Origin of the sequence: Pseudomonas sp. Bc-h, assembly GCF_002080045.1 — a bacterium.
Lineage (GTDB): Bacteria > Pseudomonadota > Gammaproteobacteria > Pseudomonadales > Pseudomonadaceae > Aquipseudomonas.
This window is the reverse complement of the sequence record NZ_MUIN01000015.1, coordinates 345249-370707: the sequence shown is the minus strand read 5'-3', so window position 1 is coordinate 370707 and position 25459 is coordinate 345249. Positions and strand designations below refer to the sequence as shown.

Below are 25459 nucleotides of genomic sequence, written 5' to 3'. Positions count from 1 at the left end.
CCGACCGGGCGGCGTATCCCGCGCTCCGGTCGGCGGATGGCAGGTCAGGACGGAACAGGACGAACACACCATGACGTTTTCAATCGTCGGCCGTTGCGCCGAAACAGGACAACTGGGCATCGCCATCAGCTCTTCCAGCATAGCCGTGGGTGCGCGCTGCCCCTGGCTGCGTCCGGGAGTGGGTGCGGTGGCCACGCAGAACATCACCCTCCCCGCCCTCGGCCCGCAAGTGCTCGACCAGATGGAAAACGGCCTGTCTCCCGCCGAGGCGCTGGACAAAGCGCTGACCAGCAACGGCTACAGTCAGTTTCGTCAGTTGACCGCCATCGATCACTTGGGCCAGACCGCGCACTTCAGTGGCAGCGAAACCCTCGGCACGCACAACGCACTGGCCGGTGAGCAATGCGTCGGCGCGGGCAACATGCTCGCTGATCGCGCTGTGATCGAAGCACTGGTGCAGACGTTCGAAAACAGCGGCGGTCAGCTGGCCGACCGTTTGATCGCCGCGATGCAGGCAGCCGTCGCGGCCGGTGGCGAAGCAGGCCCGGTACATTCCGCGGCACTGGTGGTGGTCGGCGAACTGACCTGGCCCATCGTCGACCTGCGCGTGGATTGGGCCGACGAAGACCCTATCGGCAAACTGGCACAACTGTGGAGCGACTACAGCCCGCAGATGCAGGACTACATCACCCGCGCCCTCGACCCGACCAAGGCGCCGAGCTATGGCGTGCCCGGTGACGAATAAGGCCCCGGTGAACCAGGCAAGGATCGACACATGAGCAAAAGCCGGGATCTGTTGGCGGCGCTGGTGGCTTTCGACACCACCAGTCGCGAGTCGAATCTGCAACTGATCGAATTCGTGCGCGATTATCTGGCGCAATTCGATGTGCCCTGCGAGCTGATCTATAACGAGCAGCGCAGCAAGGCCAACCTCTTCGCGACCCTCGGCCCGGCAGATCGTCCGGGCATCGTGCTGTCCGGGCATACCGATGTGGTTCCGGTGGACGGTCAGCCCTGGACGGTCGCTCCGTTTGAACTCAGTGAGCACCACGGCAGGCTGTTCGGGCGCGGTACGGCGGACATGAAAGGCTATATCGCTTGCGTGCTGGCGGCGGTCCCCGATCTGCTCGCTGCACCGTTGAACAGGCCAGTGCACATCGCGTTGTCCTATGACGAAGAAGTCGGTTGCCTGGGCGTGCGCTCATTGCTCGTCGAGCTTGAGCAACGGCCGGTCAAGCCGCTGCTGTGCATCATCGGCGAGCCCACCGAGCTCAAGCCGGTGCTGGGGCACAAGGGCAAGCTGGCGATGCGTTGCGATGTGCATGGCGCAGCGTGTCACTCGGCGTATGCGCCTCAGGGCGTGAATGCCATCGAGTACGCAGCCGAGCTGATCGGCGAACTGGGTCGCATCGGCACGACACTGCGCGCGATGGATCTGCACGACCCGCGCTTCGATCCGCCTTTTACCACGGTGCAGACCGGTGTCATCAGCGGCGGCAAGGCGCTGAATATCGTGCCGGCCGACTGCCGCTTCGATTTCGAGGTCCGTGCGCTGCCCGCGCAGAATCCGCGTGACGTTGCCGAGCAGCTTCAGCAATACGCCGAGACCCATGTGTTGCCGAAAATGCGCGCTGTACATGCGGGCAGTGACATCCGCTTCTCCGAGCTGTCCGCGTACCCCGGCCTGGTCACCGACGCGAAAAGCCAGGCGGCGCAGTTGATTGCGCAGTTCTGTGGTTCGGATGAGTTCACGACCGTGGCCTTCGGCACCGAAGGCGGGCTGTTCGATGCTATCGGCATTCCCACCGTGGTGTGCGGCCCGGGCAGCATGGACCAGGGGCACAAGCCGGATGAGTTTGTCAGCGTCGAGCAGCTGAATGGGTGTGATGCGATGTTGCGGCGGATGGTCGATATTCTCCAGTCAACACAATCTCTGTAGCCGTAAGGTCGGGCGGCGCTCCGTTTGCCGGCGTTAGCGGCTTTGAATATGCCGCCGCCGGCAAGCCGTGCGGCTACAGAGGTCGAATGTCGCATTCCAGGCGCTACTTCGGCGCCAACTCTTCCCGACAATGATCCACAAACAACTGCGCCGGTTTGGTCAATTGCGAACGACGCAGCCAGGCGGCTGACAATCCTGAGCCGGTGACTTCTTCGGCCAGCGGCACGCACACCACTTTCTGTCCGTCGTAGGTGAGATCGGATTTCGGCCGGGTCACCAGAATAGAGAAACCAAACCCGCGCCCGACCATGCCCCGCACCATCTCGATCGACGGCGAGCTGAACTGGATGTGCGGAGTCAACCCGCGCTCTTCGAAGATGCTGACGAAATAGGTCCGGCTCGGCTGTACGTCCAGCAGCACCATCGGCTCAAGCACTAGATCATTGAGCGAAACCTTGGCCTGATTGGCGAAGCGATGACCTTCTGGCAATAGCGCGTACGGCTGCTGCGGCGCCATCAGAGGCGCGGTGTCGATGGTGCTGTCCAGATCGTGTTCGTAGAGGATTGCCAGGTCGATGCTGCCCGAGGTCAGCGCCTGCACCAGTTCCTGTTGCTCGCCATCGCGAATGCGGATTTCCACTCCCGGCCAACGATCACGGAACCCTGCAATCAAGCGAGGCAGGTACAGCGGCGCAACGGTTTCGAAGCAGCCGATATCGATTTGCCCGGCCACCACATCGTTGTCCGCCAGGGCGTTCTGCTCGAACTCGTGGGCCACCCGCAACAGCTCCTGGGCCTTGCGGTAGAAGCGTGCGCCACTGGGCGTCAGCGACACGCCCTGAGCGTGGTGCCGAATGAACAGCTGCACGGCAAAGCTTTCTTCCAGGTGCTTGATCGCGGTGGAGACCGAGGGCTGCGCGATGTACAGCTTGCGGGACGCCTCGGCGACGCTGCCGCACTCCACCGTGGTGACGAAATACTTGAGTTGTCGCAGGTTGTAGGCTGCCATTGCTACCTCGAATTCGCTGAACCGTGACCTCGGATCTTGCGCGCTATTCTGCGATGTTCAAAGCCTATGAGAAACAAGCAAATTCCTGCCCATTGAAGCTAAAAAAACTGACCCCGAAACGGTGCGCAACGCACCGCAAAGGTGCGTTATTGGCGAGTTTTTTTATCGATAGCGAAGACATTTTTAATAATTTCCTGCCCCCGTCACATCGCCCACTATCGGCACCACTGATCGTGAACATGGTCCGCAGAGGCCATTGAAGGAGTGTGTGCAGTGACGGATTTCAAAACCTGGCAACGCCTTGCCGAACACCAGCGTTTTATCGACGCTTCTCTGATCGCGGGGAACATTCATCAGGCGCAGAGCGGTGAGACGTTCGCCGTCATCAACCCCGCCACCAATGCCGTGCTGGCAAACGTGGCGGCCTGTTCGGATGCGGATGTCGACCTGGCTGTCCGCGTCGCGCGCAAGAGTTTTGAAAGCGGGCCGTGGGCGCGCATGCAGCCCAAGGAGCGCAAGGCGATTCTGCTGCGCCTGTCGGAGTTGATTCTGGCGCATCGCGAAGAGCTGGCACTGCTGGACTCGCTGAGCATGGGCAAGCCGGTGATGGACGCCTACAGCATCGATGTGCCCGGCGCCGCCCACGTCTTCGCCTGGTACGCCGAAAGCCTCGACAAACTCTACGATCAGGTCGCGCCCACCGGGCCCGGCACCCTGGCGACCATCACCCGCGTGCCGCTGGGCGTGATCGCTGCGGTGGTGCCGTGGAACTTCCCGCTGGACATGGCCGCCTGGAAGCTGGCCCCAGCGCTGGCGGCGGGTAACAGCGTGATTCTCAAGCCCGCCGAGCAATCGCCGTTTTCGGCACTGCGCCTGGCGGAACTGGCCCTTGAAGCGGGCGTACCGGAAGGCGTGTTCAACGTGGTCACCGGTTTGGGCGAACATGCCGGGCGCGCGCTGGGATTGCACTCGGACGTCGACGCGCTGGCGTTCACTGGCTCGACGCAGGTCGGCAAATACTTCATGCAATACGCCGCGCAGTCGAACCTGAAGCAGGTGTGGCTGGAGTGCGGTGGCAAGAGCCCGAATCTGGTGTTCGCCGACTGTCAGGATCTGGATCTGGCGGCCGAGAAAGCCGCTTTCGGGATTTTCTTCAATCAGGGCGAAGTGTGCTCGGCCAACTCGCGACTGCTGGTGCAGCGTTCGATTCATGACGAGTTCGTCGAGCGCATGATCGCAAAGGCGCAGCACTGGCAGCCCGGCGATCCGCTCGATCCTTCGAGCAAAATGGGCGCCATCGTCGATTCCACTCAAGCGGCGCGGGTGATGGATTACATCGCCGGAGCCAGCTCCAGCGGCGCGCGTCTGGTGGCGGGCGGCGACCGGGTGATGATCAACGGCTCGAACAATTTCATTCAGCCGACCCTGTTCACACACGTCACGCCGGACATGCGTCTATCCCGCGAAGAGGTGTTCGGCCCGGTGCTTGCAATCACTGCGTTCGACGACGAAGACCAGGCCGTGCAGATGGCCAACGATCACATCTACGGCCTTGCCGCATCGGTGTGGAGCGATGACCTCAATCGCGCCCATCGCGTGGCCAGCCGCTTGAATGCCGGGACCGTGTCGGTGAACACCGTGGACGCTCTGGACGTGACCGTACCCTTCGGTGGCGGCAAGCAATCGGGCTTCGGCCGCGACCTGTCGCTGCATTCCTTCGACAAATACACCCAGCTGAAAACCACCTGGTTTCAGTTGCGCTGAGTCGTCGCCCTGGAACAACTTGAGTGAATCCGCATGACTAACAACGAACCAAGCGCAGCAACCCTCGAACTGAGCACCATCCAGCCCATCGCCGCCGATCAGCGTCACGGCCGCGCCCGCGATCTTTTCACCATCTGGTTCGGCTCCAACATCATGTTGCTGACCGTGGTCACCGGCGCGTTGGCTGTGACCGTCTTCAAACTGCCGTTCATGGCGGCAATGACCGCACTGATTCTCGGCAACCTGATCGGCGGGATCTTCATGGCCCTGCACTCGGCGCAAGGCCCGCAACTGGGTGTGCCGCAGATGGTCCAAACCCGCGGCCAGTTCGGCTCCTACGGCTCGCTACTGGTGGTCGCCCTGGTGGTGATCATGTATCTGGGCTTCTTCGCCTCCAATCTGGTGCTTGGCGGGCAGTCGCTGCACAGCCGCTACGCGATGTTCAGCACCAATCAGGGCATCGTGCTGGTGGGCCTGATCAGCGTCGTGGCGACGGTGTTCGGCTATCGCCTGATCCACGCCTACACGCGCATCATGTCGTATCTGTCCGGCGCGATTCTGTTGCTGTGCTTCGTCTGGATCATCGCCGTGCACGGCCTGCCAGCAGACTTCCTGCAACGCAACGAAATGAACCTGGCGGGCTTCCTCGGCACCCTGTCGATCGCGGCGCTGTGGCAACTGGCGTACGCGCCCTACGTCTCGGACTACTCGCGCTACATGCCCGCCGATACCGGTGGCAAGGCCGCGTTCTGGTCCAGCTACTGGGGCTGCTGCCTGGGTTCGATCCTGCCGATGGCATTGGGGGTGGTCGTCGGTTTGTGCGTCGAAGGCGACATTATTGCCGGGCTGATCGAAATGACCGGCAGCATCGCGACGCTGGTGGTCGCTGTGTTCTCCATCGGCATCGCCGCAACCAACGCGATGAACCTGTATTGCGGCACGCTCTCGGCGATCACGGTCGGTCAGACGCTGGTGCCTAAATGGTCGGCCGGCGCCCTCTCCCGCGCGATCACCGCGCTGGTGCTGTTCTCGATCTCGCTGACCCTGGCATTGCTGGGGCAGGACGACTTCATGGCCAACTACACCAACTTCATTCTTCTGCTGCTTTACGTGCTGGTGCCGTGGACCGCGATCAATCTGGTGGACTACTACCTGGTCGCTCACGGCAGCTACGACGTGGCCTCGTTCTTCCGTCGCGATGGCGGCATCTATGGCTATTTCAACTGGACGGCTGTGGGCTGCTACGTGCTCGGCATTCTGGTGCAGATCCCGTTCATGGCCACCGAGTTGTACACCGGGGTGATCGCCAAGGCCATGGGGGGCGCCGATGTGTCGTGGATCGTCGGGCTGCTGGTGATCTCGCCGGTTTACTACCTGGCGAGTCAGCGCCGCGGCCGCAAGCAGGCGCTGAGCGCCGTCGGGAGGAACGCATGAAAACCGACTTCGACTACATCATTGTCGGCGCCGGTTCGTCCGGTTGCGTGCTGGCGAACCGCTTGAGTGCGGACCCGGCCGTCAGCGTCTGTCTGATCGAGGCCGGCAGCCATGACAACAACCTGCGCATCCAGACGCCCGCCGGGACCATCACGCTGTACAAGAGCAAGAAGTACAGCTGGAATTTCTTCTCCGCGCCGCAGAAAAACCTCAACGGCCGCAGCCTGCACACCCCACGCGGCAAAGCGTTGGGTGGCTCGAGTTCGATGAACAGCATGATCTACATTCGCGGCCATGCCAGCGATTACGACCGCTGGGCCGAAGCCGGTTGCCCAGGCTGGGACTGGAACAGCGTGCTGCCGTTCTTCAAGAAGTCCGAGAACAACCGCCTTGGTCAGGACTCGCGCCTGCATGGCTTTCATGGCGAGTTGAACGTTGAAGCCGCACGCGACCCGAACCCGGTGTCGCAGCTGTTCGTCAAAGCCGCGCAGAAGGTCGGCATTCGCCGCAACGATGACTTCAACGGCGAGCAGCTTGAGGGTTGTGGCATCTACAACCTGACCCAGAAAGACGCCAGACGCCTGTCCAGTTATCGCGCCTTTGTTGCGCCGGTGCTCGACCGACCCAACCTCACGGTCATCACCGATTGCGCGGTGCAATCGCTGATCCTCGAACAGCGCGTAGCCAAGGGCGTGCGGGTAGTGTCGGAGGGGCAGCAAACCCGCCTGACTGCGCGTCGCGAGGTCATTCTGTCGGCAGGTTCTCTCGCCAGCCCGAGCCTGCTTCTGGCGTCGGGTATCGGTCCGGCCGGCGAACTGAAAAACGCCGGGATCAAGGTCGAGCATGACCTGCCCGGGGTCGGCAGAAACCTGCAGGATCACCTCGACGGCTTGATCACCGTACGCTCGAAAAGCCCGCTGACCCTGGGGTTCTCCCTAGGTTCGTTGCCGAGCATTCTGCTGTCGCCGCTGCGCTATGTGCTCGGCAAGAAAGGCTGGCTGACCACCAACTACGTCGAAGCCGGTGGCTTCGCGCGCACGCCTCTGGCAGAGGCGCTGCCCGACGTGCAGTTTCACTTCGTGCCGGGTTATCGCAGCCATCGCGGGCGGTTGTTCGAATGGGGCCACGGTTATGCGGTACACACCTGTGTGTTGCGACCTAAAAGCATTGGCGAGTTGCGCCTGGATCGGAGCGGCAAGCCGGTCATCGACTTCAACTTTCTGTCCGACCCTGAAGACGCAAAAGTGCTGATCGAAGGGCTGAAGCTGGCGCGCAAGATCCTTGCCGATCAGCAATTCGACGGCATTCGCGGCATAGAGATGCTCCCCGGCAAAGACGTACAGACCGACGAGCAACTGATGACCTACGTGCGTGAGTACGCAGCGACAGTGTTCCATCCGGTGGGCACCTGCAAGATGGGGGTCGACCCGATGAGCGTGGTCGGGCCGGACCTGAAGGTGCACGGTATCGAAGGGCTTCGAGTGGTCGACGCCTCGATCATGCCGACCTTGATCAGCGGCAATACCAATGCCCCGTGCATCATGATCGGGGAGAAGGCGGCGGAGATGATTTTGCGTGGGAGTACGCAGAGCGCTATCAAAGAAACCACCAGGTCCGCCGCAATCAGCTGAAAAGCTTCGCGAGCAAGCTCCCTCCCACGGACCGTGCGCTGCCCGCCCGACCCAGGTTCGCCGCAGTACGTGTGGGAGACTCTGGGCTCTTTTCGAGACTGCCTCCAAAGCCATTAAACGCCGCATTCCTGCACCGGGAAGCGGCGTTTTTGTTGCGCCTGCCCCAGCTTCGAACACCATTGCCCACCCCAGTTTTTTCCTCATCAGGGACCACATATTTACTAATTTTCGTATCCCTCGACATCGGCCAACATCAACCCTGCCCCACAGAGGCAAAAGGTCCGTCAGAGGCCACGAGCGTTTCAAGTTTTTGGCGTCTAGCCCCACTGCCCCGAGACATATTCGAATTAAAAAACCACCATCCGGGAGTGTTCAATGATCAAGTCTTTCGTATCGCGCTGCGTGCGTCCGCTGGCCCTGACTGCAATGGCTGCCGGCATCGCCAGTGGCGCCCAGGCCGGCACCCTGTCCATCGGACACACCACCTGGGTGGGTTACGGCACCCTGTACCTGGCCAAGGATCTGGGCTACTTCAAGGAAGGCGGCCTGACCGTCGAGCTGCCGACCATCGAAGAAGCCTCGATGTACATGGCCGCTCAAGCCTCCGGCAAGTTGTCCGGCTCAGCTTCCACCCTCGATGAAATCCTCAAGTACCGTCCACAGTTCTGCTTCAAGGCCGTGGCCGCGCTGGACGAAAGCCATGGCGGCGACGGTGTGCTGGTGGGCAAGGACATCAACAGCCTGCAGGACCTCAAGGGCAAGGCGGTTGCGGTCAACGAAGGATCGGTGTCGCAGTTCTGGCTCAACTACCTGCTGAAAAACGCCGGCATGAAGATGAGCGACCTGACCATCCAGAACATGACCGCCGACGACGCTGCCACCGCCTTCATCGCCGGTCGCGTACCGGCCGCCGTGACCTGGGAGCCGCACCTGACCACCGTGCGCAACAAGCAGCAAGGCAAGGTTTTGGTGGACAGCAGCACCACGCCGGGTGTGATCGTCGATGTCGTGGCCCTGAGCTGCGATGTGATCGACAAGCAACAGGCTGACGTCAAGGCGCTGGTCGCGGGCCTGTACAAAGCCGTGCAGTACACCAAGGACCACCCGAAAGAAGCCTACGCGATCATGGCCAAGGGCGTGGGTGGCTACCTCGCCGACCCGGCGGAACTGGAAGCCGCAGCCAAGGGCGTGCGCTTCTATGATCAGGCCATGAGCGAAAAACTGCTGGGCAGCAACGGCAGCACCGGCGACGCCGCCACGGTCATCAAACTGGCCAACGAAACCGCCAGCGAGTTGCAGGGCAAGCCGTACAACGTGAGCTACAGCGACCTGATCGACAACCGTTTCATCAGCCCGAAATAACCAGGAGCACCTCATGTCCAAGCGCAATTCGTGGCTGAACCGCTGCCTGACGCCCAAGACCAGCCTGCCGGTGCAGGTGATCTGGAGCGCCAGCGGTCTGGCCTGGGCCCTGTTGATCGGCCTCTGGGCCTTTCTTTCCTATGGCGGCGTGGTGCCGGCGATGTTCCTGCCGACACCGGGCGCGGTCTTCGATGCCGCGATGCGCCTGGCCCGTGATGGCACCCTCGGCCCGCACGTGTGGGCCAGCGTGGAAGTGGTAATGGTCGGCTTCATCATCTCGTCGGTGGTCGCAGTGCCCATCGGCCTGTTGATGGGCAGCTTCCGGGTCGTGCAAGCGTTCCTCGAACCGCTGGTCAACTTCATCCGCTACCTGCCAGTGACCTCGTTCGTGCCGCTGTTCATCCTGTGGATCGGCATCGGTCTGGAACAGCGCGTCTCTATCATCATCTTCGGCGTGTTCTTCCAGCAACTGGTGATGATCGCCGACGTCTCCAAAGGGATTTCCAAGGACCTGATCAACGCGTCGTACACCCTGGGTTCCAGCCGCACGGACGCTGTATTGCACGTCATCGCCCCCGCTTCATTGCCAGGCGTGCTGGACACACTGCGCGTGACCATGGGCTGGGCGTGGACCTATCTGGTGGTCGCCGAACTGGTCGCCGCCTCCAGCGGCCTGGGTTACCTGAGCCTCAAGGCCATGCGCGGGTTTCAGGTCGACGTGATTTTCCTGGCAATCGCGGTCATCGGCCTGCTGGGCCTGATCACCGATCAACTATTCAGATTTCTTCGCTTGAAGGTGGCCGTATGGGCTCAGTAACTGCAACCTCGCCGATCCAACTTCGCCCGGCTCCCGTGGCAGCTGCGGCCACTCCGCGCCTGCGGGTCGACAACGTCACCCTGCAATACAAGACCCCGTCGGGCAGCACGTTCACGGCGCTGGACAAGGTCTCGTTCGATGTCCCCGATCAGCAGTTCGCCGTGCTGGTCGGTCCATCCGGCTGCGGCAAGTCCAGCCTGCTGTATTTGACCGCCGGCCTGGCCGAACCGACTTCGGGCGACATCTACGTCGGCGGTCAGCAAGTCGACGGCCCCGGCGCCGATCGCGGCATGGTGTTCCAGGGCTATACGCTGTTCCCGTGGCTGACTGTGCGCAAGAACATCGAGTTCGGCCTCAAGCGCCGCGGCATGCCTGCGGCCGAGCGCAAGGAAATCGTCGAGTTCTACCTCAACGAAGTCGGTCTGCTGCGCTTCGCCGACAACTATTCCAAGCAGTTGTCCGGCGGGATGATGCAGCGAGTGGCGATTGCCCGCGCGCTGGCGAACGACCCGCAGATTCTGCTGATGGACGAACCCTTCGGCGCCCTCGACAGCCAGACCCGCCTGCAGATGCAACAGCTGCTGCTCAAGGTCTGGGAACACAGCAAGAAAACCGTGTTGTTCGTCACCCACGACATTGACGAGGCGATCCTGCTGGGCGACCGCATTTTCGTCATGGGCGCCCGCCCCGGCCGGATCAAGGAAGTGCTGGACGTGCCCATCGGCCGGCCGCGCAATCTGGACATGGTGATGGACCCGGAATTCATCCGCATGAAGCGCAACATCTTCCACCTGCTGCATGACGGCCCGGAAGACCACGACCACTGAGTGCACTTGAACCGTTAACACCTTCGTACTACCGCCAGGGATCGGCGGGCGGTGCTAGAGTGCTTCGCCACAGAGGCGACACTCATTCACGCCGTTAACGGGGGAGTACATCGGATGAAAATCGGATTCTTGGGCCTGGGCAACATGGGTCAGGCCATCGCGGCCAATCTGCTCAAAGGCGAGCACGAACTGCTGGTCTGGAACCGCTCGCCGCAAGCGACGCAACCACTGGTCGAACTCGGTGCCAAGGCGGTGTCGGACCCGGCGCAGGCGTTCACCGCTGACGTGGTGTTCAGCATGCTCGCCGATGACAAGGCGCTGCGTGCGGTGCTGCTGGATTCGGGGTTGCTGAAGCAGCTCAGCGCCCCGCTGATTCACGTCAACCTGGCGACCATCGCCGTGACCTTCGCCGATGAACTGGCCGAGCTGCACAAGGCTCAGGGTATCGATTATATCGCCGCACCGGTGATGGGGCGTCCGAACGTTGCGGCGTCGGCACAATTGAACATTCTGGCGGCCGGTCCCGAGCATGCCATCGATAAAGTCCAGCCTCTCCTTGACCTGATCGGCCGCAAGACCTGGCGTCTGGGGGACAAGGCGTCGGCGGCCAATGCGATGAAGCTGGCGACCAACTTTTTGCTGGTGTCTGCCGTCGAGGCGATGAGCGAGGCGTCGGTGCTGGTCACTCGTCATGGGTTGAGGTCCAGGGATCTGGTGGATCTGGTGTCGAGCACGATTTTTACCGGGCCGGTGTATTCGGGTTATGGCGCGTTGATTGGTGAACGTCGTTATGAACCGGCTGCGTTCAAGGCGGTGTTGGGGCTCAAGGATGTGGATCTGATTCTGGCGGCGGCGAGTCAGGTGTCGGTGCAGATGCCGAGCGCGGATATGATCAGGGCCAATCTGCAGGATGCGGTGGATCATGGGCAGGGGGAGATGGATCTGGCGGTGTTGGCTGAGGTGGCGGAGCGGCGGAATCTGTCTTGAGTTTTTTGGCTCTTTGCGCTGGGCTGGGCTGGGCGTGTATGCCTTGGGTTTGGAGGTTTGGAGGTTTGGAGGTTTGGAGGTTTGGAGGTATGGGATCTGGCTAACGCCAGACCTGTTTCGCCTTCGGCGAGTTACTTGAAAGGACACCAAGTAACCAAGTGTCTTGCTCCTGGTTGGGTTCCTCCTTCGTCGGAATTCCTTCACTCCGGCGACGCTCCGTGGGCCCGCCGCCATCCGCCATCCATGGCGGGGGGCGGCTCTCGCGGCATCCATGCCGCTCGGCCCACTCCACGACGCCTGCGTTCAGCCTGCACCCAAGTCGCGATTTGTGGTGTCTGGACTTTCGCGTACGAAGATCAAGATCAAGATCAAGATCAAGATCAAGATCAAGATCAAGATCAAGATCAAGATCAAGATCAAGATCAAGATCAAGATCAAGATCAAGATCAAGATCAAGATCAAGATCAAGATCAAGATCAAGATCGACGGCAACGGCAACGGCAACGGCAACGGCAACGGCAACGGCAACGGCAACGGCAACGGGACTGTGAACGCCGGACTGCTAGAAGGTTGTGTGTCGAGCCGAAATTTTAAAGCTGAACACCAATCCCTGTGGGAGAAGCTGGAGCTGTGCGACAGCAGCGATAGCGGTAGGTCAGATGGCTCATCTGCTAAATGACGGACCGCTATCGTCCGAATCGCGGCCCGTACGTCGTGACCCCCGGCGTCTCCCACAGGGATCGGGTCGAGAGGGAGAGCCGCGTTCGCAGGCGAAACAGGTCTGGCGTTGGCCAGAGCCAAAAATCAGCGCCAACCGAGATAGCCGAGATAACCGCAAAACCAAACCCAAGCAACTCAAGGCGCCCAACGCGTAAACACCAGATCATGATCCTTGACCCGCGACTGATGACAACCCAGGCACGTCTGGTGCTGCTTCTCATCCACCGGCTGGCCGTTGACGAAACGTCCGAAACCCCAGCCCCCGGAGTCCTTGTACTTCACCGAATCCTTGACCATGAACTGCACCGTCGTCGCCGCCCCCGGCACCGAAGCCGATTCGAACCCCGGCGACTGCACATGCTTCCACGCAAGCTTGGTCAGAATCGTACCGTCAGGAAACGGCAGCGTGCCCTCCTTGTAAGCCTTGATCGCAATGTCGTTGCCAAGCACTGCGCGGATCTCGTTCAGCGGCGCGCCCTCGACGGCGGGCGCAATCAACTGCCACTGGCGATACCCCTCGGGCATCGTCACGCCATAGATCGGCGATGCCTTGGACGAAGCATTCTCGGTGCTGCCGTGCGCAAGGACAAACGGCGCTGCGATAGCGGATGAAATGACTGCTGCGATCAAACCGATACGGGCGCACTTCATGAGCGGCCTCCTCTCGCGTGTTGAGTGGCTGGTACTCAAGGCTAAGGAGGCGATGTATCCCCGATGTATCGACCAAGGACCGATTTGCATGGGCATGTATGCACGTCACCGATAGATACGCTGCGATACAAACGCCCAGCCTCAAAGCGTTAGTCGCGGATCAGAAACTCTCTGGGTGATTCGCCCATTACCCGACGAAACATCGCGCTGAACGCACTCGGGCTGGCGTAACCCAAGTCCCTCGCGATGGCGCCGATGGCCTGGCCGTTCTCCAGGCGATCCAGCGCTGTCGCCAACCGGACCTGTTGCACCCAGTGGCGAAACGTCAGCCCGGTTTCCTTGAGAAACAGACGAATCAGAGTTCGCGAACTGGCGCCAACCTTGTCTGCCCAGTAATCCACCGAATGCGGCTGTTCGGGGTGTTCCAGAATGGCGTTGCACACCGTGACCAGGCGACGATCCATCGGCCACGGCACCTGCAATGGCAGGCTTCGCGCGGACTCGATCTCATGCAGAATCAGCGCGACAATGTGCGAATTGCGTCCCTCCTGTGGGTATTCGATGGGCTGATCGGCCAGGGCGAGAATCAGTTCGCGCAGAAGTATCGACACCTCGACGATCTTGCAGCTGTCGCCAAAGCCGGCCGAGACATCCGGTTCGATGTACACCGAGCGTAACTTGACCGGGCTCAACATGATCTGATCGTGGACGATTCCCGGCGGAATCCACAGTGCTCTTTTGGGCGGCAGGAACCACAGCCCGGTTTCCGTGACGGCGCGCATCATGCCGCTGGCCGCGTACAGAATCTGCCCGTGACGATGAGCATGGGGCGCGTTGTAGTCGCCGGTCTGCTGGTTGCGCACCAGCACCGTCATCGGCCGCTGGACGTTCAGGTAATCGAGGTAGTCCTCGCTACGCGGTTCCAGCGCAGGTGCAGGTTTGACCGAGCGCACGGTTCGTTTCATCAATCAGGCTCATCCGGGTGGCAGAGGCGTGACACATCTCGCCGTGATCCACCATTGCCGTCAAGAGGTTTGTCACTTTCGCGACGAAAACTGGCAGATGGTATTTCTCGACCATCGTTAGCATCGCTCTCATCCAGACGCATTCAATGAGGGCCAGCAGATGCAAGACTCGCGCATTTCCGTCAGCAACACACACACCGTGGCCGCCGTCATTGGCCTGTTGGTGCTGTCCGTCGCATTAAGACCGGCGATCGTTTCGATCGGGCCGATCCTGTTGTTGATTCAACAACAATTCCAGCTGAGCTATACCCAGGCGGCGTTGCTGACTTCGATCCCTGACGTGTGCATGGGCGTGTTCGCGCTCATGGCGCCCAACGTTTCGAGACGCTTCGGCACCGACCGCTGCGTGATTGTCGCCCTCGCGCTGTTGGGCGTTGCGATGTTGCTGCGAGCGGTGTCTCCCAATCCGTTGTTTCTGCTGGGCAGCACCTTCTTCGCCAGTGTCGGGATCGCCATTGCCGGTGCGCTGATCGGCGGCTGGATCAAGACCCATTTTCCCCATCGTGCGGTGTTTTTCATGGGTATCTACGCCGCCGGTTTGAGCCTGGGTGCGACCATCGCGGCGGTGTTCACCGCACCGATCACCGAGCTTGCGCAAAACTGGCGGGTCGGCGCCGGCGTATGGAGCGTATTGTGCGTAACAGCGGTCATCAGCTGGGTATGGATGGCCAGACGTTTTGCATCGGTGGCACCACCTGCTGCCGCGAAGAAAACAGTGAGTCTGCCCTGGAGCAATCCTCAGGCGTGGCTGGTGGCGATCAACTTCGGCGCAGGTCAGTTGGTGGTCTATGCGCTGTTTGCCTGGCTGGCGCCTGCCTCGTCGGAAACCGCGATCACCACCCTGCCCTCCGGCGTTGTGCTGGGCACGTTCACCGCGGTATTCGCCATCGCCAGCGTCAGCGCAGGTCTGATCCCCGGCAAGGCCCATGACCGCCGCGCACTGGTGGGTCTGTCGACCGTGCTGGCCACACTGGGGATTGCCGGGATGGCCTTCGCCCCGACCTGGGCGCCGATTCTGTATGTGGTGCTTGCCGCCATCGGGCTGGGCATGGGCTTCACCATCGGCATGACCCTGCCACTGGACAACGCGGCGTCCACAGAACAGGCCGGCGCCTGGACGGTGTTCATGTTGTTCGTGGGTTACCTGATCGCCGCGCTGGGGCCGCTCTGCTTCGGTGGGCTGCGCGATCACACCGGCAGCTACGGCGCGGCTTACGAAATGCTGTTCGGGGTGCTGGTATTGATGTTGTGCATTACCCCGCTGCTGAAACCGGCTCGCGAAGACTGTGCGCAGGCTTCGGTGGCTTGAAACGAAGAGCAGGAGCCAAACCGTTCACTGTGGGAGGGAGCTTGCTCGCGAAGCGGTGTCGGGCGGTTTGTATCGCTCTGTATCGCAAGCCTCTGCCGACACGTAGCGTTGCTTAAACCCCATCTCGGCGACACATCCGGGATACCTCAGGGGCATTAAATGGGTTCCAACGAGGCAACACACAGACGCCTCCAACGATGACCCATCACTGCCCAGAGGATACTGAAATGAACTCGAAACTGACCGTCGCCGCTTGCCTGTTCGCCGCCCTGAACGTGTGCACTTTCGCTGCCCGCGCTGAAGCTTCCGAAGTCCACAGCTACTCGTCGCAGCCCGACATCCAGAAAGTCCTGTCGTCGAGCCAGGAGCCGAGCGGCACCTGCGGTCTGGTGACCAGCCACATCACGTACCTGGATTCGAAAGGCCGTACCCAGATGCTCGACTACCTCAAGGCCGCCGATGACTGCCATAACCAGAACGGCTGAGTCACCCAGCGTACCTGGGTTCACGAACCTGAACGCGCAATCACCCATCGGCGGTACTGCCGGGTACGCAATGCCGCCGCTATCTGCTGCACGATCAGCGCCTTCATCGGCGAAACGCCAGGCTTGGGAGCACGTCCCTTACTGAGCCGCTGCAACTGGAACTTGACCACCGCCATGTTCGCCAGCGACGCCAGCGCCTTGTTTTTCCAGGTGATCGGCGGCAGCTCGGGAACGAAGTTGCGGGCCTGACGCCACTGTCTGGGCAAGTACGGTTCAATGGCCAACGCGGTGCCCATGCCGATCATGTCCACCTGGCTGGCAATGACTTCCTCAGCGATGGCACGTCGACGAATCCCGCCCGTCAGCATCACCGGCATGTTCGCCACCGCACGAATTTCCCGTGCGAACTCGAGGAAATAGGCTTCGCGCGCCAGTGTGCGCCCATCCCGTGCCTGGCCTTGCATGGCAGGCGCTTCGTAACTGCCTCCGGACAATTCCACCAGATCCACAGGCAATGCGTTGAGCATCGTCACCACGGACTTCGCATCGTCGGCACTGAAGCCGCCGCGTTGAAAATCCGCCGAATTGAGTTTGACCGCGACCACGAATTGCGGCGACACCGCTTCACGTACTGCCTTGATCACTTCCAGCAACAGCCGCGCGCGCTTCTCCAGAGAACCGCCCCAGCCATCGTTGCGCTGGTTGGTCAGTGGCGACAGAAACTGGCTGATCAGGTAACCGTGGGCCGCGTGAATCTGTACCCCGGTAAAACCTGCCTGCTCGGCCAGGCGAGCGCTGCGGGCGAAACGCTGGATCACGTCGGTGATCAGCGCCTCTGTCATCGCCTGAGGTGGGTTAAAACGGTTCGACATCTTGCCCAGATCCATCGGCACCGCCGACGGCGCCCAGGTGGGTTGCCCAAGGTTGGCGAGCATCTGGCGGCCAGGGTGGTTGAGCTGCAGCCAGAACTGCGCACCGTTCGAACGGCCGACCTGCGCCCAGCGCCTGAAACGTTGCAGATGCTGGTCGTCTTCCAGTACCACGCCGCCGGGGCCGGTCATGGCGCGGCCGTCGATCATGACGTTGCCGGAAATCAGCAGGCCTGCCTCGCCCTCGGCCCACGACCTGTACAAACGAATCAACGCATCGGACGGCGCCTGATCGGCGTCCGCCATGTTTTCTTCCATCGCGGCCTTGGCGATGCGGTTCGCAATGACCGCCCCCCCGGGCAGCACCAGCTTTTCAAAGACGTTCATTCCGTCACCTCGTTTTGACCAAGGCTGAACCATAAGATTAAAGTCAACTTTAAGGTCAACCCCTATCTTTCATCCCGACGAAGCAGGCACAGCGATGAGAATCGGCGAACTGGCCAGACGCACCGGTCTGGCAGCTTCACGCATCCGTTTTTACGAGTCCGAAGGGCTCATCAGTGCGGTCAAACGCACGGCCAATGGTTATCGCGAGTACGCAGCGGATGCAGAATTGCTGCTGACCATCATCACCCGCGCGCAGAGTTCCGGGTTCACGCTCGAGGAAATTCGCCAGCTGCTGCCAGCCGATCTGGACGTTTGGGAATACGACCAGCTGCTGGCGGCGCTCAAACGCAAAGTCAGCGAGATCGAAGCGTTGCAGTCGCGCCTGGAACAGAACAGAAAGCAACTGCTGGGGACCATCGCCAGCATCGAAAACAAACCTGAAGAGGTGGGCTGTGCGGACAACGCCCGGCGGGTGCTGAACAACCTGCATGGCAAACAGATCAAGTCGCTCGCCGACGCTGAGGTGCAATGAGGTATCGGGTTACGGCTCGATGCGCTGACGCGCTATATGCAGCCGGTGCAGGGTGATCTTGCGCACTTCCTGTTTGCTGATCTGGATATGGCTGTGCAGCAACTGTTGCGCGTGCTCGGTGCGACGCTGAAGAATCGCGTTGAGGATCTGGCCGTGCTCTGAATAGGTCGCATCGACCCGCGGCGCCTGGGTGAAATCCAGACGCCTGATGATGCGGATCTTCTCAGTGATCTCGAAATGCATGCGCGCCATTTCGGCGTTGCCCGCGGCTTCAACCAGCGCGCAGTGAAAACGCTCGTCCAGTGCCGAAACCTGCGCGGGGTCCTGCAGGCGGTCGGATTCGTTCACCAGCCAAGTGTCTTTCAGTTCCACAAGAATCTGATTGCCTTCGAGCGCCATGTGCTCCAAACGGGCAATCGCTGCGCTTTCCAGCACGATGCGCACGTCGTAAAGCTCTTCGAAATAATTGAAGTCGAACGCCCTCACCTGCCAGCCGCTGCGGAAATACACCTGCAGATAGCCTTCCCGCTCCAGCCGATACAATGCCTGACGCACCGGCGTACGGCTGGCCTGGACGCGCTCGGCCACCTCGTTTTCGCTGAAACGATCGCCCGGCAGCAGACGAAACTCGAAGATGTCGTCCTTGAGCTGCTGATAGATCCGCTCGACCATATTGTCCGGGCGTTCCTTGGGCTTTTGCGGGGTGGCGATCTGCATGGTTCTGTCCAACAGGTGTTTGCTCAGCCGATTTTTGGTCAGGCTTTTTTCAAGCTGGCGATGTAGGCGCGCCAGCCGCCGAATGGGGTGATGTCCAGCGCTTCGGCCAGCGCCCAAGGCTCGCAGATGAACCCTTTCACGCTGCGCCCGTCGACCAGCTTGAGATTGCCGATGCCAAGGGGTGCGGGGATTTCGGCGACGAATTCTCCGAAGCGCGCCAACGGGATGTCCCACAGCTCGACGATGATCGACTGCCCGCTGTCTGCCTTGGCCAATCCCGGTTTGGGCGGCACGGTACCGGGCAGTGCATAGAGGCGGTAGTCGCCTGCGGTGAGGGTCTGCTCGACGAACACGGCGTCACGGCTGGTCAGCTGGAAGTTCAATGGCATCCCGGTCAGGTGGGCGCCGACCACCGCAACGCGGACGCAGCCTTGCGACTGAATCGCAGCGTTCGCAGTCGCTGGACAAGGGCGTCCGGTGGCGCCCAGTGGCAACTGCACGTGCGCTTGCCAGCGTTTGCCGAAACTCGCCAATGCCGTGTCATGCCATGCAGGTGCGATCAGGGTAATCCCGGCGGGCAATCCATCTGCGCGCATGCCGGCAGGCAACGCCAGCGCCGACAGGTCCGCGAGGTTGGTGAAGTTGGTGTAGAAGCCAAACTGCGAGTTGTACAGCACCGGCTCCGCTTCCATTTCGGCAAGGGTACGAATCGTCGCCGAGGTCGGCACCACCAGGGCGTCATAACCCGCCAGCGCGTCGTTGATCTGCCGGTTCAGTGTGGCGCGCAGATATTCGGCTTTATAGGCGTCACACGCGCTGTAACCCAAGCCGTTTTCAACGATACCGCGCACCACCGGGTTGATCGCATCCGGGTTCGATTCGAGCATCGACTCCAGCGCCACGGTGCGTTCGGCGACCCAGGAGCCGTAATACAACTGCTCGGCCAGCGCCTTGAACGGGGTGAAGTCGATGCGGCTGATCTCCGCGCCCATGTCACTGAGCTTGAGCAGTGCTTGCTCGTACACGGCCTGATTCTGCGCATCGCCAAAAAACTCCAGCGTCGCGGGAACGGCGAGTTTGAATGCCTTGCTGAAGCCGACCGGTGCGGTGCTCGGGTTACGTCGGGAATAGGCGTCGGTGGCGTCGAAGCCTTGCGCGATGCCCGCCACGGTTTCGGCGTCTTCGACGGTCAGCGCGAAGATCGAGATGCAATCCACGGTGCGACAGGCCGGCACCAGACCGGTATTCGACAGCCGCCCCTTGGTCGGTTTCAGGCCGACGATGTTGTTGAACCCCGCAGGCACACGCCCCGAGCCAGCAGTGTCGGTCCCCAGGGAAAAAGCAACCAGCCCCCGCGCCACCACCGACGCGGAGCCTGAACTGGAACCGCCGCTGACGTAATCCGGATTGAAGCTGTTGGGCACCGCGCCGTAGGGCGAACGGGTGCCCACAAGACCGGTGGCGAACTGATCCAGGTTGGTCTTGCCCATCAGAATGGCCCCCGCCGCGCGCAGGTGCGCCACCACAGTCGCATCGGCGCTGGCGGCGTAGGCAAACTCCGGACAGGCAGCGGTGGTCAGCCAGTCGGCGGCGTCGATGTTGTCCTTGATCGCGAACGGCACCCCGTACAGCGGCAGCTTGCTGATGTCGCCACTCACCGCCTCAAGGCGGCTGGCCAGTTCCACCAACTGAGCCTCGAGCTGTGGGGGGCTGACGCGGGCAATCCACGCGTTGTCCGATTCGGGATAAGCAGCGAGCAGTGCCAACAGCCCGCCCGGGGTCATTTCACCGCTCTGATAAGCAGCGAGCCACTGATTTACGGTCCAGCCGAACAGAGGGTTCTGAGGGTTCTGCATCGCGGATTCCATCTTGTATCCAAGTTTGAATCCTGCAAAAGCAAAAGCCGGGCCATGAGCTGGAAGGCCTTTGTTTCGGGGAAGTAACGAAAGCGCGGACTGAATATGCAGCGAAGAAATGCCCGCTAACGAGGCAGCAGTGACTGGTTTTGGTGCCAGTACTCGCAGAGGTCAGACTCGCTATCTCGCCAATCCCTCCACCACCTCCGGCGTCACATAGTGCGGGCCGTCGAAGAGGTACAGCGGGTAGCTCTTGTAGGCGGCGATCTGCGGTTTCAGCTCAGCCACGGTGGCAGGCCGGAACCCTCCGCCAACCTGCGGGCGGAATGCTTCGACGATGATCTTCACGCGTTTTTCCCCAAGGCTCTTGCGCAGCGCATCGGCGTAGGTGCGGGCGACCGGTGCGGTGCGGGCATAGACGCCGACGCCGTCCTGAAAGAACACGCCGATGTCGTCCGGCAGCCAGGTCTTGAGCCAGGCCGCGGTGGCTTGCGGCCCGATATTGGCGCCATCGTAGACGCTGATCCACAACGGTCGGGGTAACCGGGCGAGCAACGCAGGCAGCTCCTTGGCGCGGCTCCAGCTGGGGTCGACTTCCGCCGGAAAATACCAGCCGGTGACGTTCAGCGGCGTCTTCACTTTCGCCATCCGCTCAGACAGAACCGCCAGTTCTTCGATGTTGTCCCGCGAGCGGTTTTCGCTGAAAAAACCCGCCAGGCCAACGATCACATCCTGCGCCCACGGCTCGTTGGCAATGCGCGCCCAGTCCGGCATTACCGGCACCTCAGGCAAGCCGCTGCCGGGCACGAACGCCTGACCGTCCACCGCCGTCCACTGCACCAATAACTCATGGGCGCCGAGCTTTTGCCACTCGCCCTGAATGCCGACCGTGGCGTTGTCCGGCTGCCAGACGATGCCCGCGATGTTCGGGCGCAGCCCCTCCCCGAGTTCATAAAGCGCATCGACCGCCACACCCAGCGCGCCGAGCAGCAACACCGCCAGCGAGGTTTTAAGCAGTCGCGACATGGGCTTTTCCAAAGAATCCCTCACCAGGCAAACGTCATGCGTGCAAAGACCCCTTGCGCGCTGTCATCGCCAAACACCTTCTCCCGGTACTGCACGGAGAAGTCGATGTACGACTGCGGGGCCTTGTGCCGGGTTTCGCGGAACCAGTAGCGCACGCCAATCCCCACGCCTGCCCCGCCAGCGCTGTCTCCAGAAGTCTTGTTGCGCCCCATCGCGTCGACCTCGCTGTGCATTTTCGAGTCGTAATCCACGGCGGCGACCACGTGCGCAAAGATCACCAGCCGCGGGCTGATCCGATCCAGACGGATGCTGCGGCCCAGCTGCCATTCGCTGTTGAAGTAGTTGCGCTTGTCCTGCAGATAGCGCCCGCCTTCGGCATAGAACTGCGAGGTCCACCAGCTCGGCACGTCGACACGCAGGTCGGTGCCGATGCTCGAACCATAGCCCAGCCGCACCAGCCAGTCGCCGTCGACGTTGGAGCCGGCCAACGGGAACGTGCGTTCGAAAGCGGCCATGACGTTGTATTCGGAGAACGGCTTGATCCGCACCCCCACTGCACCTTGCAAAGCGTCGAGCGCTTTGTCGTTGCCGCTTTCCTTGTTCCACAGGGTGTCGGTCACTCGCCCGTACAGCTCAACGAAACGCGCATCGCGATACCCTTCCGGACGCCAGAATACTTCGGTGCTGTTCTGGACGCTGTCGTTGCTGCTGCTTGGCGCACCGCTCAAACCGCTGGTGGTGCTGGCTCCTCGGTAGGTCGTGGTATTGGTCACGCCCCAGACCCGCGACAGGTCGGACACCGCGCGCCGGGTATCGAACACTTGCTGATCGGGCATTTGCAGATCGCCGGTCTGCTGGTAATCCAGCACCCGCTTGAAGTAGGCGATGGCCTGCACATCATCCGGCGCACGCATGGCGGTGTACGCCGCGTCCTGCGTCTCTTTGGGGGACAGACCTTTGCTGCGATCAACCCGTTTGAACTCGTCCAATGCAGCGCGATCATTGCCTGCCTGACTGAGGAAGTAGGCTATCTGCACCTCATCACCGGGCTTCAATTCGCCTTTGTCCCGAGCCTGTTGCATGCGCTCCAGCGCTTCGCCAGGCTGCCCCATCGCGGCATACAGCGATGCCTGTTCGCGCAGCGGGAGATTGCCCACCGCCAGCGCCTGGGCGAAATCCTGCCGCGCCCCGCTCTTGTCGCCAAGGCGCATGCGCATCTGCCCGCGCTGGGCCAGCAGAGTCCCGTCGTTGCCTTTCAGCGCCAGCGCTTCGGTGGCCGCGGAACGCGCCGCTGCATACTGCTCCTGCGCGATCAAGGCACTGACCAGCAAACGCCGATAGGCGATTTCCTGCGGATAGCGGCGGACCACATCGCGGGCGTAACTGACCGCCGCATCGTTGTCGCCGCGGGCCAGCGAGGCGTACCCGGCGGCGGCGATATTGACCGACTTTTGCTCATGAATCGCATCCAGCCGACGGCTCAGTTGCGGGGATTCGCCGAGCACACCGATGGCCTCGTTGGTCGCCAGCTCCGCCTCATCCAGATGCTGCGCCCGTTGCAGCGCTTCGATCAGCATCATCCGGTAGTCAGGGTTCTTCGGCGCCTCGCTGATCGCCTTGCGTGCAAAGTCGGCAGCACGGTCGTAGTCACCATTGGCGTAGGCCCGCATTGAGCGGTCACCATTCTGAAACCCCCTCTTGTTGCCGGGATAACGCTCGGGATGGTCGCGACGGTCCTTGTCGCGTTCGGCAAGCTGGATCAGCTTGCGCAACCGGTCCACATCGCTGCGTTGGCGCAAGGCTTCCTGGGCCTTGGCGATCGCCAGATCGTAGTCCTTGTCGTTGTAGGCGCTGTAGGCCTGATTGGCGATTTCATAGGCCGGCCCGGTCAACGCCAGTGGCAAGATCTGCGGAGGTGACTCGTGGGTGACCTCGGCCTGGCACAACGCCGGCAAGACGCTCAATCCCAGAAAAATCGGAAGTCTCATGAAGGCTGCTCCGTTGGCGCGTCCGGTGATGACTGGCTTTGCTGCTGCGCCACGGCCTGCTCGATGGTGTCCCGCGACAGCACGCCGGTGTCCACCAGGTAATCGCCGATACGGCCATGAACATGCGGGCGGTACTGCAACATGGCGCGATTGAACGTCAGGCGATCCAGCAAGCCCTGATCGATGAGCAAGTCGCCCAACAACGGTGTGGCAGCGGGCAGCGGTTCACCGGCGACCACCTCCAGTTGCCGCAACTGCGCGACGATCTCGCTTTCCCGAGCGATCAGTTGCACGGGTTCGGCGCCCATTTGCCCGGTGATCTGCTGCAAACCTTCTTCGGGCAAGGGGCTGGCTACGGCGACTTCCGGCCGCCCGTGAATGTCCAGCGCCAGGGGCACGACACGCCAGCGCAGGCAGAACTCGTCGGCCAGCGCCGAGGTCGATTGCACTTTCGAAGCGACATCGAATACCCGCGGCAGGTCGTTCTGAAAGGCGATGGCTTCGGCCAGGGTTTCATCGTCGAGCCAGCCGTGACTGAGCAGGATCTGCCCCAGCGGCAATTGCCGAGTCTGCTGCTGGGCGAGCGCGGTCTGCAGTTTCTCGTCGTTGATCGCCTGCCACGACAACAGCACGCTGCCGAGTTTGCGAGGCGCGCGAGCGACAAGATCGGTGGAGGGGAAGTCGTGCATGGTCTTGTCCCAGACCAGCTTGCGGTTGAGCACCTTGCCCACCAGAAACAGCCGCCAGGCCCGCGCTGCGGCCATGAAGTTGACGAAGTTGCCGACCACCATGCGCGGCATCGACAACACGCCGTGCTGCCAGCCATAAATGATGGTCGTGAAATAGCAACGGTGGGCCATCCGCCAGAGCAGCGCGACGCCGTTGGCCGCAAGCAGGAAACCCACCAGGCCACTGGTCTCGAATGGGGTCGGGAAACTGGTGTTCCACAACCCGCTGGCGCGCAGCACGATCAGCGCCAACAACTGCGCCAGGATCACATAAGCAATGATGCTGACGAACGAAGTGACCACGCCCTTGCGGTCGCGAAACAGCAAATAGCGGTTGGCCAGCGAGCCGCTCCAGCCCATCTGCTCCCAGCCTTGCAGGCCGATGCCCAGCGTCCAGCGGGCTTTCTGGCGAAACGCGGTGCGGAAGGTATCGGGGAAGAATTCGCGCACGCACAACGGCATTTCCAGCGTTGATTCATAGGGCTCGCGAAACCAGGATTTGCGCAGGACGCGGTACTGCACCGGGAAGCGCACGAAGATCGCGCTCATGCCGTAACGCGCCAGGCGCGCGCCAACGTCGTAGTCCTCGGTCAGGCTGTCAGTGTTGAAGGGCTGATTGGAGGTTTCATCCGCCAGCACCTTCAAGGCGCGCCGTGAAAAACAGGTGCCAACGCCTGCCGAGGGCACGCTGTCGGTCATGCTTTCGCGCACCACCAGGTCCTTGCCGTGCCACTCGGCGAACTCGTCCATGTAGGTGCCCGCCACCCACTCGTACCAGTTGCGCTCAAGGGAAACGACGGGCAACTGGATCATGTCCTTGCGCGGTAACAGGTAGTTGAACAGACGCATTTCGAGGGGATGCAGCACGTCCTCGCTGTCATGCAGCACCACCCCGGCGAAGCTCACGCCGTGGGTTTTCTCATAGAGAAATATCGCCTGAATCACCCAGTTCAGACAGTCGGCCTTGCAGGTCGGCCCCGCGTGCGGCACTTCCACCCGATGCAATTGTTTGTAGCGCCGACGCATGCGCTCGACTTCATCGATGGTGCGCTGATCGTTGACGTAGGTGCCGACGAAGACCACGTAATTCTGGTAGTCCAGGGTCGAGACCATGTTCTCGATCATCGGCGCGATGACGTCGTATTCCAGCCAGGCCGGGACCATGATCGCCAACGGCTGCTCATCGCGCGCCATCAGTTGCTCGGCAGTCAACGGGCGGTAGCGCCGCTCCGCCGTGAACTTGCGGTACAGGCGCCGCGCCCAATACCACAGGTCGATGAACAGATCGTCAAGGCTCGACACCAGGATGATCGCCGCGACCACGATGGTCGCGACTTCGAGCGCGCTGTAGTAATGGGCCAGCCAGTAAGGCCAGTAAAGCGAGGTCATCGCCGCT

At 61.7% G+C, this 25459-nt stretch carries 22 protein-coding genes; 13 read left to right on the top strand and 9 right to left on the bottom strand.

The annotated features are described in order from the left end of the window. The first annotated feature begins 70 nt into the window (after positions 1-70). Positions 71-745 carry a DUF1028 domain-containing protein gene (locus BWR59_RS28765; RefSeq protein WP_081569073.1) on the top strand — a complete coding sequence of 225 codons (675 nt, stop codon included), beginning with the start codon at positions 71-73 and terminating at the stop codon, positions 743-745. Positions 746-775: 30 nt separating this feature from the next. Beyond that, positions 776-1939, top strand: a complete 1164-nt coding sequence (argE, locus tag BWR59_RS28760) for an acetylornithine deacetylase (RefSeq protein WP_081569072.1) — start codon at positions 776-778, stop codon at positions 1937-1939. Positions 1940-2042: 103 nt separating this feature from the next. On the opposite strand, the gene BWR59_RS28755 is transcribed toward argE, so the two are convergent. Beyond that, positions 2043-2948, bottom strand: coding sequence for a LysR family transcriptional regulator (locus BWR59_RS28755; RefSeq protein WP_081569071.1), 906 nt, complete (start codon positions 2946-2948; stop codon positions 2043-2045). A 273-nt stretch (positions 2949-3221) separates the two neighbouring features. Between BWR59_RS28755 and BWR59_RS28750 the strand changes: the two genes are divergently transcribed. The 8 genes from BWR59_RS28750 (at position 3222) to BWR59_RS32510 (ending at position 12449) form a co-directional block, all read left to right on the top strand. Beyond that, complete coding sequence (locus tag BWR59_RS28750) at positions 3222-4712, top strand: aldehyde dehydrogenase (protein ID WP_081569070.1); 1491 nt, start codon at positions 3222-3224, stop codon at positions 4710-4712. Positions 4713-4745: 33 nt separating this feature from the next. Next, positions 4746-6146, top strand: coding sequence for a cytosine permease (locus BWR59_RS28745; RefSeq protein ID WP_081569069.1), 1401 nt, complete (start codon positions 4746-4748; stop codon positions 6144-6146). Next, positions 6143-7777 (top strand): GMC family oxidoreductase N-terminal domain-containing protein, encoded by a 1635-nt coding sequence (locus tag BWR59_RS28740; protein WP_081569068.1) that lies wholly within the window; start codon positions 6143-6145, stop codon positions 7775-7777. Before BWR59_RS28745 ends, BWR59_RS28740 begins: the two co-directional genes overlap by 4 nt. Before the next feature lie 375 nt (positions 7778-8152). Then, positions 8153-9139 (top strand): ABC transporter substrate-binding protein, encoded by a 987-nt coding sequence (locus BWR59_RS28735; RefSeq protein WP_081569067.1) that lies wholly within the window; start codon positions 8153-8155, stop codon positions 9137-9139. Between the two features lie 13 nt (positions 9140-9152). Further along, positions 9153-9956 carry an ABC transporter permease gene (locus BWR59_RS28730; RefSeq protein ID WP_081569066.1) on the top strand — a complete coding sequence of 268 codons (804 nt, stop codon included), beginning with the start codon at positions 9153-9155 and terminating at the stop codon, positions 9954-9956. Next, positions 9944-10783 (top strand): ABC transporter ATP-binding protein, encoded by an 840-nt coding sequence (locus BWR59_RS28725; protein ID WP_081569065.1) that lies wholly within the window; start codon positions 9944-9946, stop codon positions 10781-10783. The genes BWR59_RS28730 and BWR59_RS28725 overlap by 13 nt, the downstream gene beginning before the upstream one ends. Positions 10784-10897: 114 nt before the next feature. After that, a complete protein-coding gene (locus BWR59_RS28720) occupies positions 10898-11770 on the top strand; it encodes an NAD(P)-dependent oxidoreductase (protein ID WP_081569064.1) in 873 nt (290 codons plus the stop codon). Between the two features lie 331 nt (positions 11771-12101). Further along, entirely contained in the window at positions 12102-12449 is a 348-nt protein-coding gene (locus BWR59_RS32510) for a hypothetical protein (RefSeq protein ID WP_168184540.1), read from the top strand. A 176-nt stretch (positions 12450-12625) separates the two neighbouring features. Here the strand turns inward: BWR59_RS32510 and BWR59_RS28710 are convergent, their stop codons facing one another. Both BWR59_RS28710 and BWR59_RS28705 read right to left on the bottom strand, forming a co-directional pair. Next, positions 12626-13141 carry a cytochrome P460 family protein gene (locus tag BWR59_RS28710; protein WP_081569063.1) on the bottom strand — a complete coding sequence of 172 codons (516 nt, stop codon included), beginning with the start codon at positions 13139-13141 and terminating at the stop codon, positions 12626-12628. Between the two features lie 149 nt (positions 13142-13290). Then, a complete protein-coding gene (locus tag BWR59_RS28705) occupies positions 13291-14106 on the bottom strand; it encodes a helix-turn-helix transcriptional regulator (RefSeq protein WP_081569062.1) in 816 nt (271 codons plus the stop codon). A gap of 160 nt (positions 14107-14266) precedes the next feature. Between BWR59_RS28705 and BWR59_RS28700 the strand changes: the two genes are divergently transcribed. After that, positions 14267-15475, top strand: coding sequence for an MFS transporter (locus BWR59_RS28700; protein WP_081569061.1), 1209 nt, complete (start codon positions 14267-14269; stop codon positions 15473-15475). Between the two features lie 227 nt (positions 15476-15702). Beyond that, on the top strand, positions 15703-15960 hold the full coding sequence (locus BWR59_RS28695) for a DUF2790 domain-containing protein (RefSeq protein ID WP_081569060.1): 258 nt from the start codon (positions 15703-15705) through the stop codon (positions 15958-15960). Between the two features lie 20 nt (positions 15961-15980). Here the strand turns inward: BWR59_RS28695 and BWR59_RS28690 are convergent, their stop codons facing one another. Further along, positions 15981-17216: an NADH:flavin oxidoreductase/NADH oxidase family protein gene (locus BWR59_RS28690; protein ID WP_081569059.1), complete on the bottom strand. Its 1236-nt coding sequence runs from the start codon at positions 17214-17216 to the stop codon at positions 15981-15983. 94 nt (positions 17217-17310) lie between these two features. Between BWR59_RS28690 and BWR59_RS28685 the strand changes: the two genes are divergently transcribed. Beyond that, on the top strand, positions 17311-17748 hold the full coding sequence (locus BWR59_RS28685; RefSeq protein ID WP_081569058.1) for a MerR family transcriptional regulator: 438 nt from the start codon (positions 17311-17313) through the stop codon (positions 17746-17748). 9 nt (positions 17749-17757) lie between these two features. Here BWR59_RS28685 and BWR59_RS28680 read toward each other — a convergent pair whose 3' ends face one another. The 5 genes from BWR59_RS28680 to BWR59_RS28660 form a co-directional block, all read right to left on the bottom strand. Beyond that, positions 17758-18465, bottom strand: a complete 708-nt coding sequence (locus BWR59_RS28680) for a GntR family transcriptional regulator (protein ID WP_081569057.1) — start codon at positions 18463-18465, stop codon at positions 17758-17760. 38 nt (positions 18466-18503) lie between these two features. Next, positions 18504-20321, bottom strand: a complete 1818-nt coding sequence (atzF, locus tag BWR59_RS28675) for an allophanate hydrolase (RefSeq protein WP_081569056.1) — start codon at positions 20319-20321, stop codon at positions 18504-18506. A 180-nt stretch (positions 20322-20501) separates the two neighbouring features. After that, positions 20502-21347 carry a DUF4434 domain-containing protein gene (locus BWR59_RS28670; RefSeq protein WP_081569055.1) on the bottom strand — a complete coding sequence of 282 codons (846 nt, stop codon included), beginning with the start codon at positions 21345-21347 and terminating at the stop codon, positions 20502-20504. Between the two features lie 20 nt (positions 21348-21367). Further along, entirely contained in the window at positions 21368-23335 is a 1968-nt protein-coding gene (locus BWR59_RS28665; protein ID WP_081569054.1) for a bacteriophage N4 adsorption protein A, read from the bottom strand. Continuing rightward, entirely contained in the window at positions 23332-25452 is a 2121-nt protein-coding gene (locus BWR59_RS28660; RefSeq protein ID WP_081569053.1) for a glycosyl transferase family protein, read from the bottom strand. The genes BWR59_RS28665 and BWR59_RS28660 overlap by 4 nt, the downstream gene beginning before the upstream one ends. Positions 25453-25459 lie beyond the last annotated feature (7 nt).

Excerpts from the sequence above, each read along its gene's own strand:
- BWR59_RS28705 (WP_081569062.1), bottom strand. The coding sequence starts at position 14,106 with ATGAAACGAACCGTGCGCTCGGTCAAACCTGCACCTGCGCTGGAACCG.
- BWR59_RS28765 (WP_081569073.1), top strand. The coding sequence starts at position 71 with ATGACGTTTTCAATCGTCGGCCGTTGCGCCGAAACAGGACAACTGGGC.
- BWR59_RS28735 (WP_081569067.1), top strand. The coding sequence starts at position 8,153 with ATGATCAAGTCTTTCGTATCGCGCTGCGTGCGTCCGCTGGCCCTGACT.
- argE (WP_081569072.1), top strand. The coding sequence starts at position 776 with ATGAGCAAAAGCCGGGATCTGTTGGCGGCGCTGGTGGCTTTCGACACC.
- BWR59_RS28730 (WP_081569066.1), top strand. The coding sequence starts at position 9,153 with ATGTCCAAGCGCAATTCGTGGCTGAACCGCTGCCTGACGCCCAAGACC.
- BWR59_RS28665 (WP_081569054.1), bottom strand. The coding sequence starts at position 23,335 with ATGAGACTTCCGATTTTTCTGGGATTGAGCGTCTTGCCGGCGTTGTGC.
- BWR59_RS28720 (WP_081569064.1), top strand. The coding sequence starts at position 10,898 with ATGAAAATCGGATTCTTGGGCCTGGGCAACATGGGTCAGGCCATCGCG.
- BWR59_RS28690 (WP_081569059.1), bottom strand. The coding sequence starts at position 17,216 with ATGAACGTCTTTGAAAAGCTGGTGCTGCCCGGGGGGGCGGTCATTGCG.
- BWR59_RS28660 (WP_081569053.1), bottom strand. The coding sequence starts at position 25,452 with ATGACCTCGCTTTACTGGCCTTACTGGCTGGCCCATTACTACAGCGCG.
- BWR59_RS28745 (WP_081569069.1), top strand. The coding sequence starts at position 4,746 with ATGACTAACAACGAACCAAGCGCAGCAACCCTCGAACTGAGCACCATC.
- BWR59_RS28755 (WP_081569071.1), bottom strand. The coding sequence starts at position 2,948 with ATGGCAGCCTACAACCTGCGACAACTCAAGTATTTCGTCACCACGGTG.
- BWR59_RS28710 (WP_081569063.1), bottom strand. The coding sequence starts at position 13,141 with ATGAAGTGCGCCCGTATCGGTTTGATCGCAGCAGTCATTTCATCCGCT.
- atzF (WP_081569056.1), bottom strand. The coding sequence starts at position 20,321 with ATGCAGAACCCTCAGAACCCTCTGTTCGGCTGGACCGTAAATCAGTGG.
- BWR59_RS28725 (WP_081569065.1), top strand. The coding sequence starts at position 9,944 with ATGGGCTCAGTAACTGCAACCTCGCCGATCCAACTTCGCCCGGCTCCC.
- BWR59_RS28740 (WP_081569068.1), top strand. The coding sequence starts at position 6,143 with ATGAAAACCGACTTCGACTACATCATTGTCGGCGCCGGTTCGTCCGGT.
- BWR59_RS28685 (WP_081569058.1), top strand. The coding sequence starts at position 17,311 with ATGAGAATCGGCGAACTGGCCAGACGCACCGGTCTGGCAGCTTCACGC.
- BWR59_RS28670 (WP_081569055.1), bottom strand. The coding sequence starts at position 21,347 with ATGTCGCGACTGCTTAAAACCTCGCTGGCGGTGTTGCTGCTCGGCGCG.
- BWR59_RS28700 (WP_081569061.1), top strand. The coding sequence starts at position 14,267 with ATGCAAGACTCGCGCATTTCCGTCAGCAACACACACACCGTGGCCGCC.
- BWR59_RS28680 (WP_081569057.1), bottom strand. The coding sequence starts at position 18,465 with ATGCAGATCGCCACCCCGCAAAAGCCCAAGGAACGCCCGGACAATATG.
- BWR59_RS28695 (WP_081569060.1), top strand. The coding sequence starts at position 15,703 with ATGAACTCGAAACTGACCGTCGCCGCTTGCCTGTTCGCCGCCCTGAAC.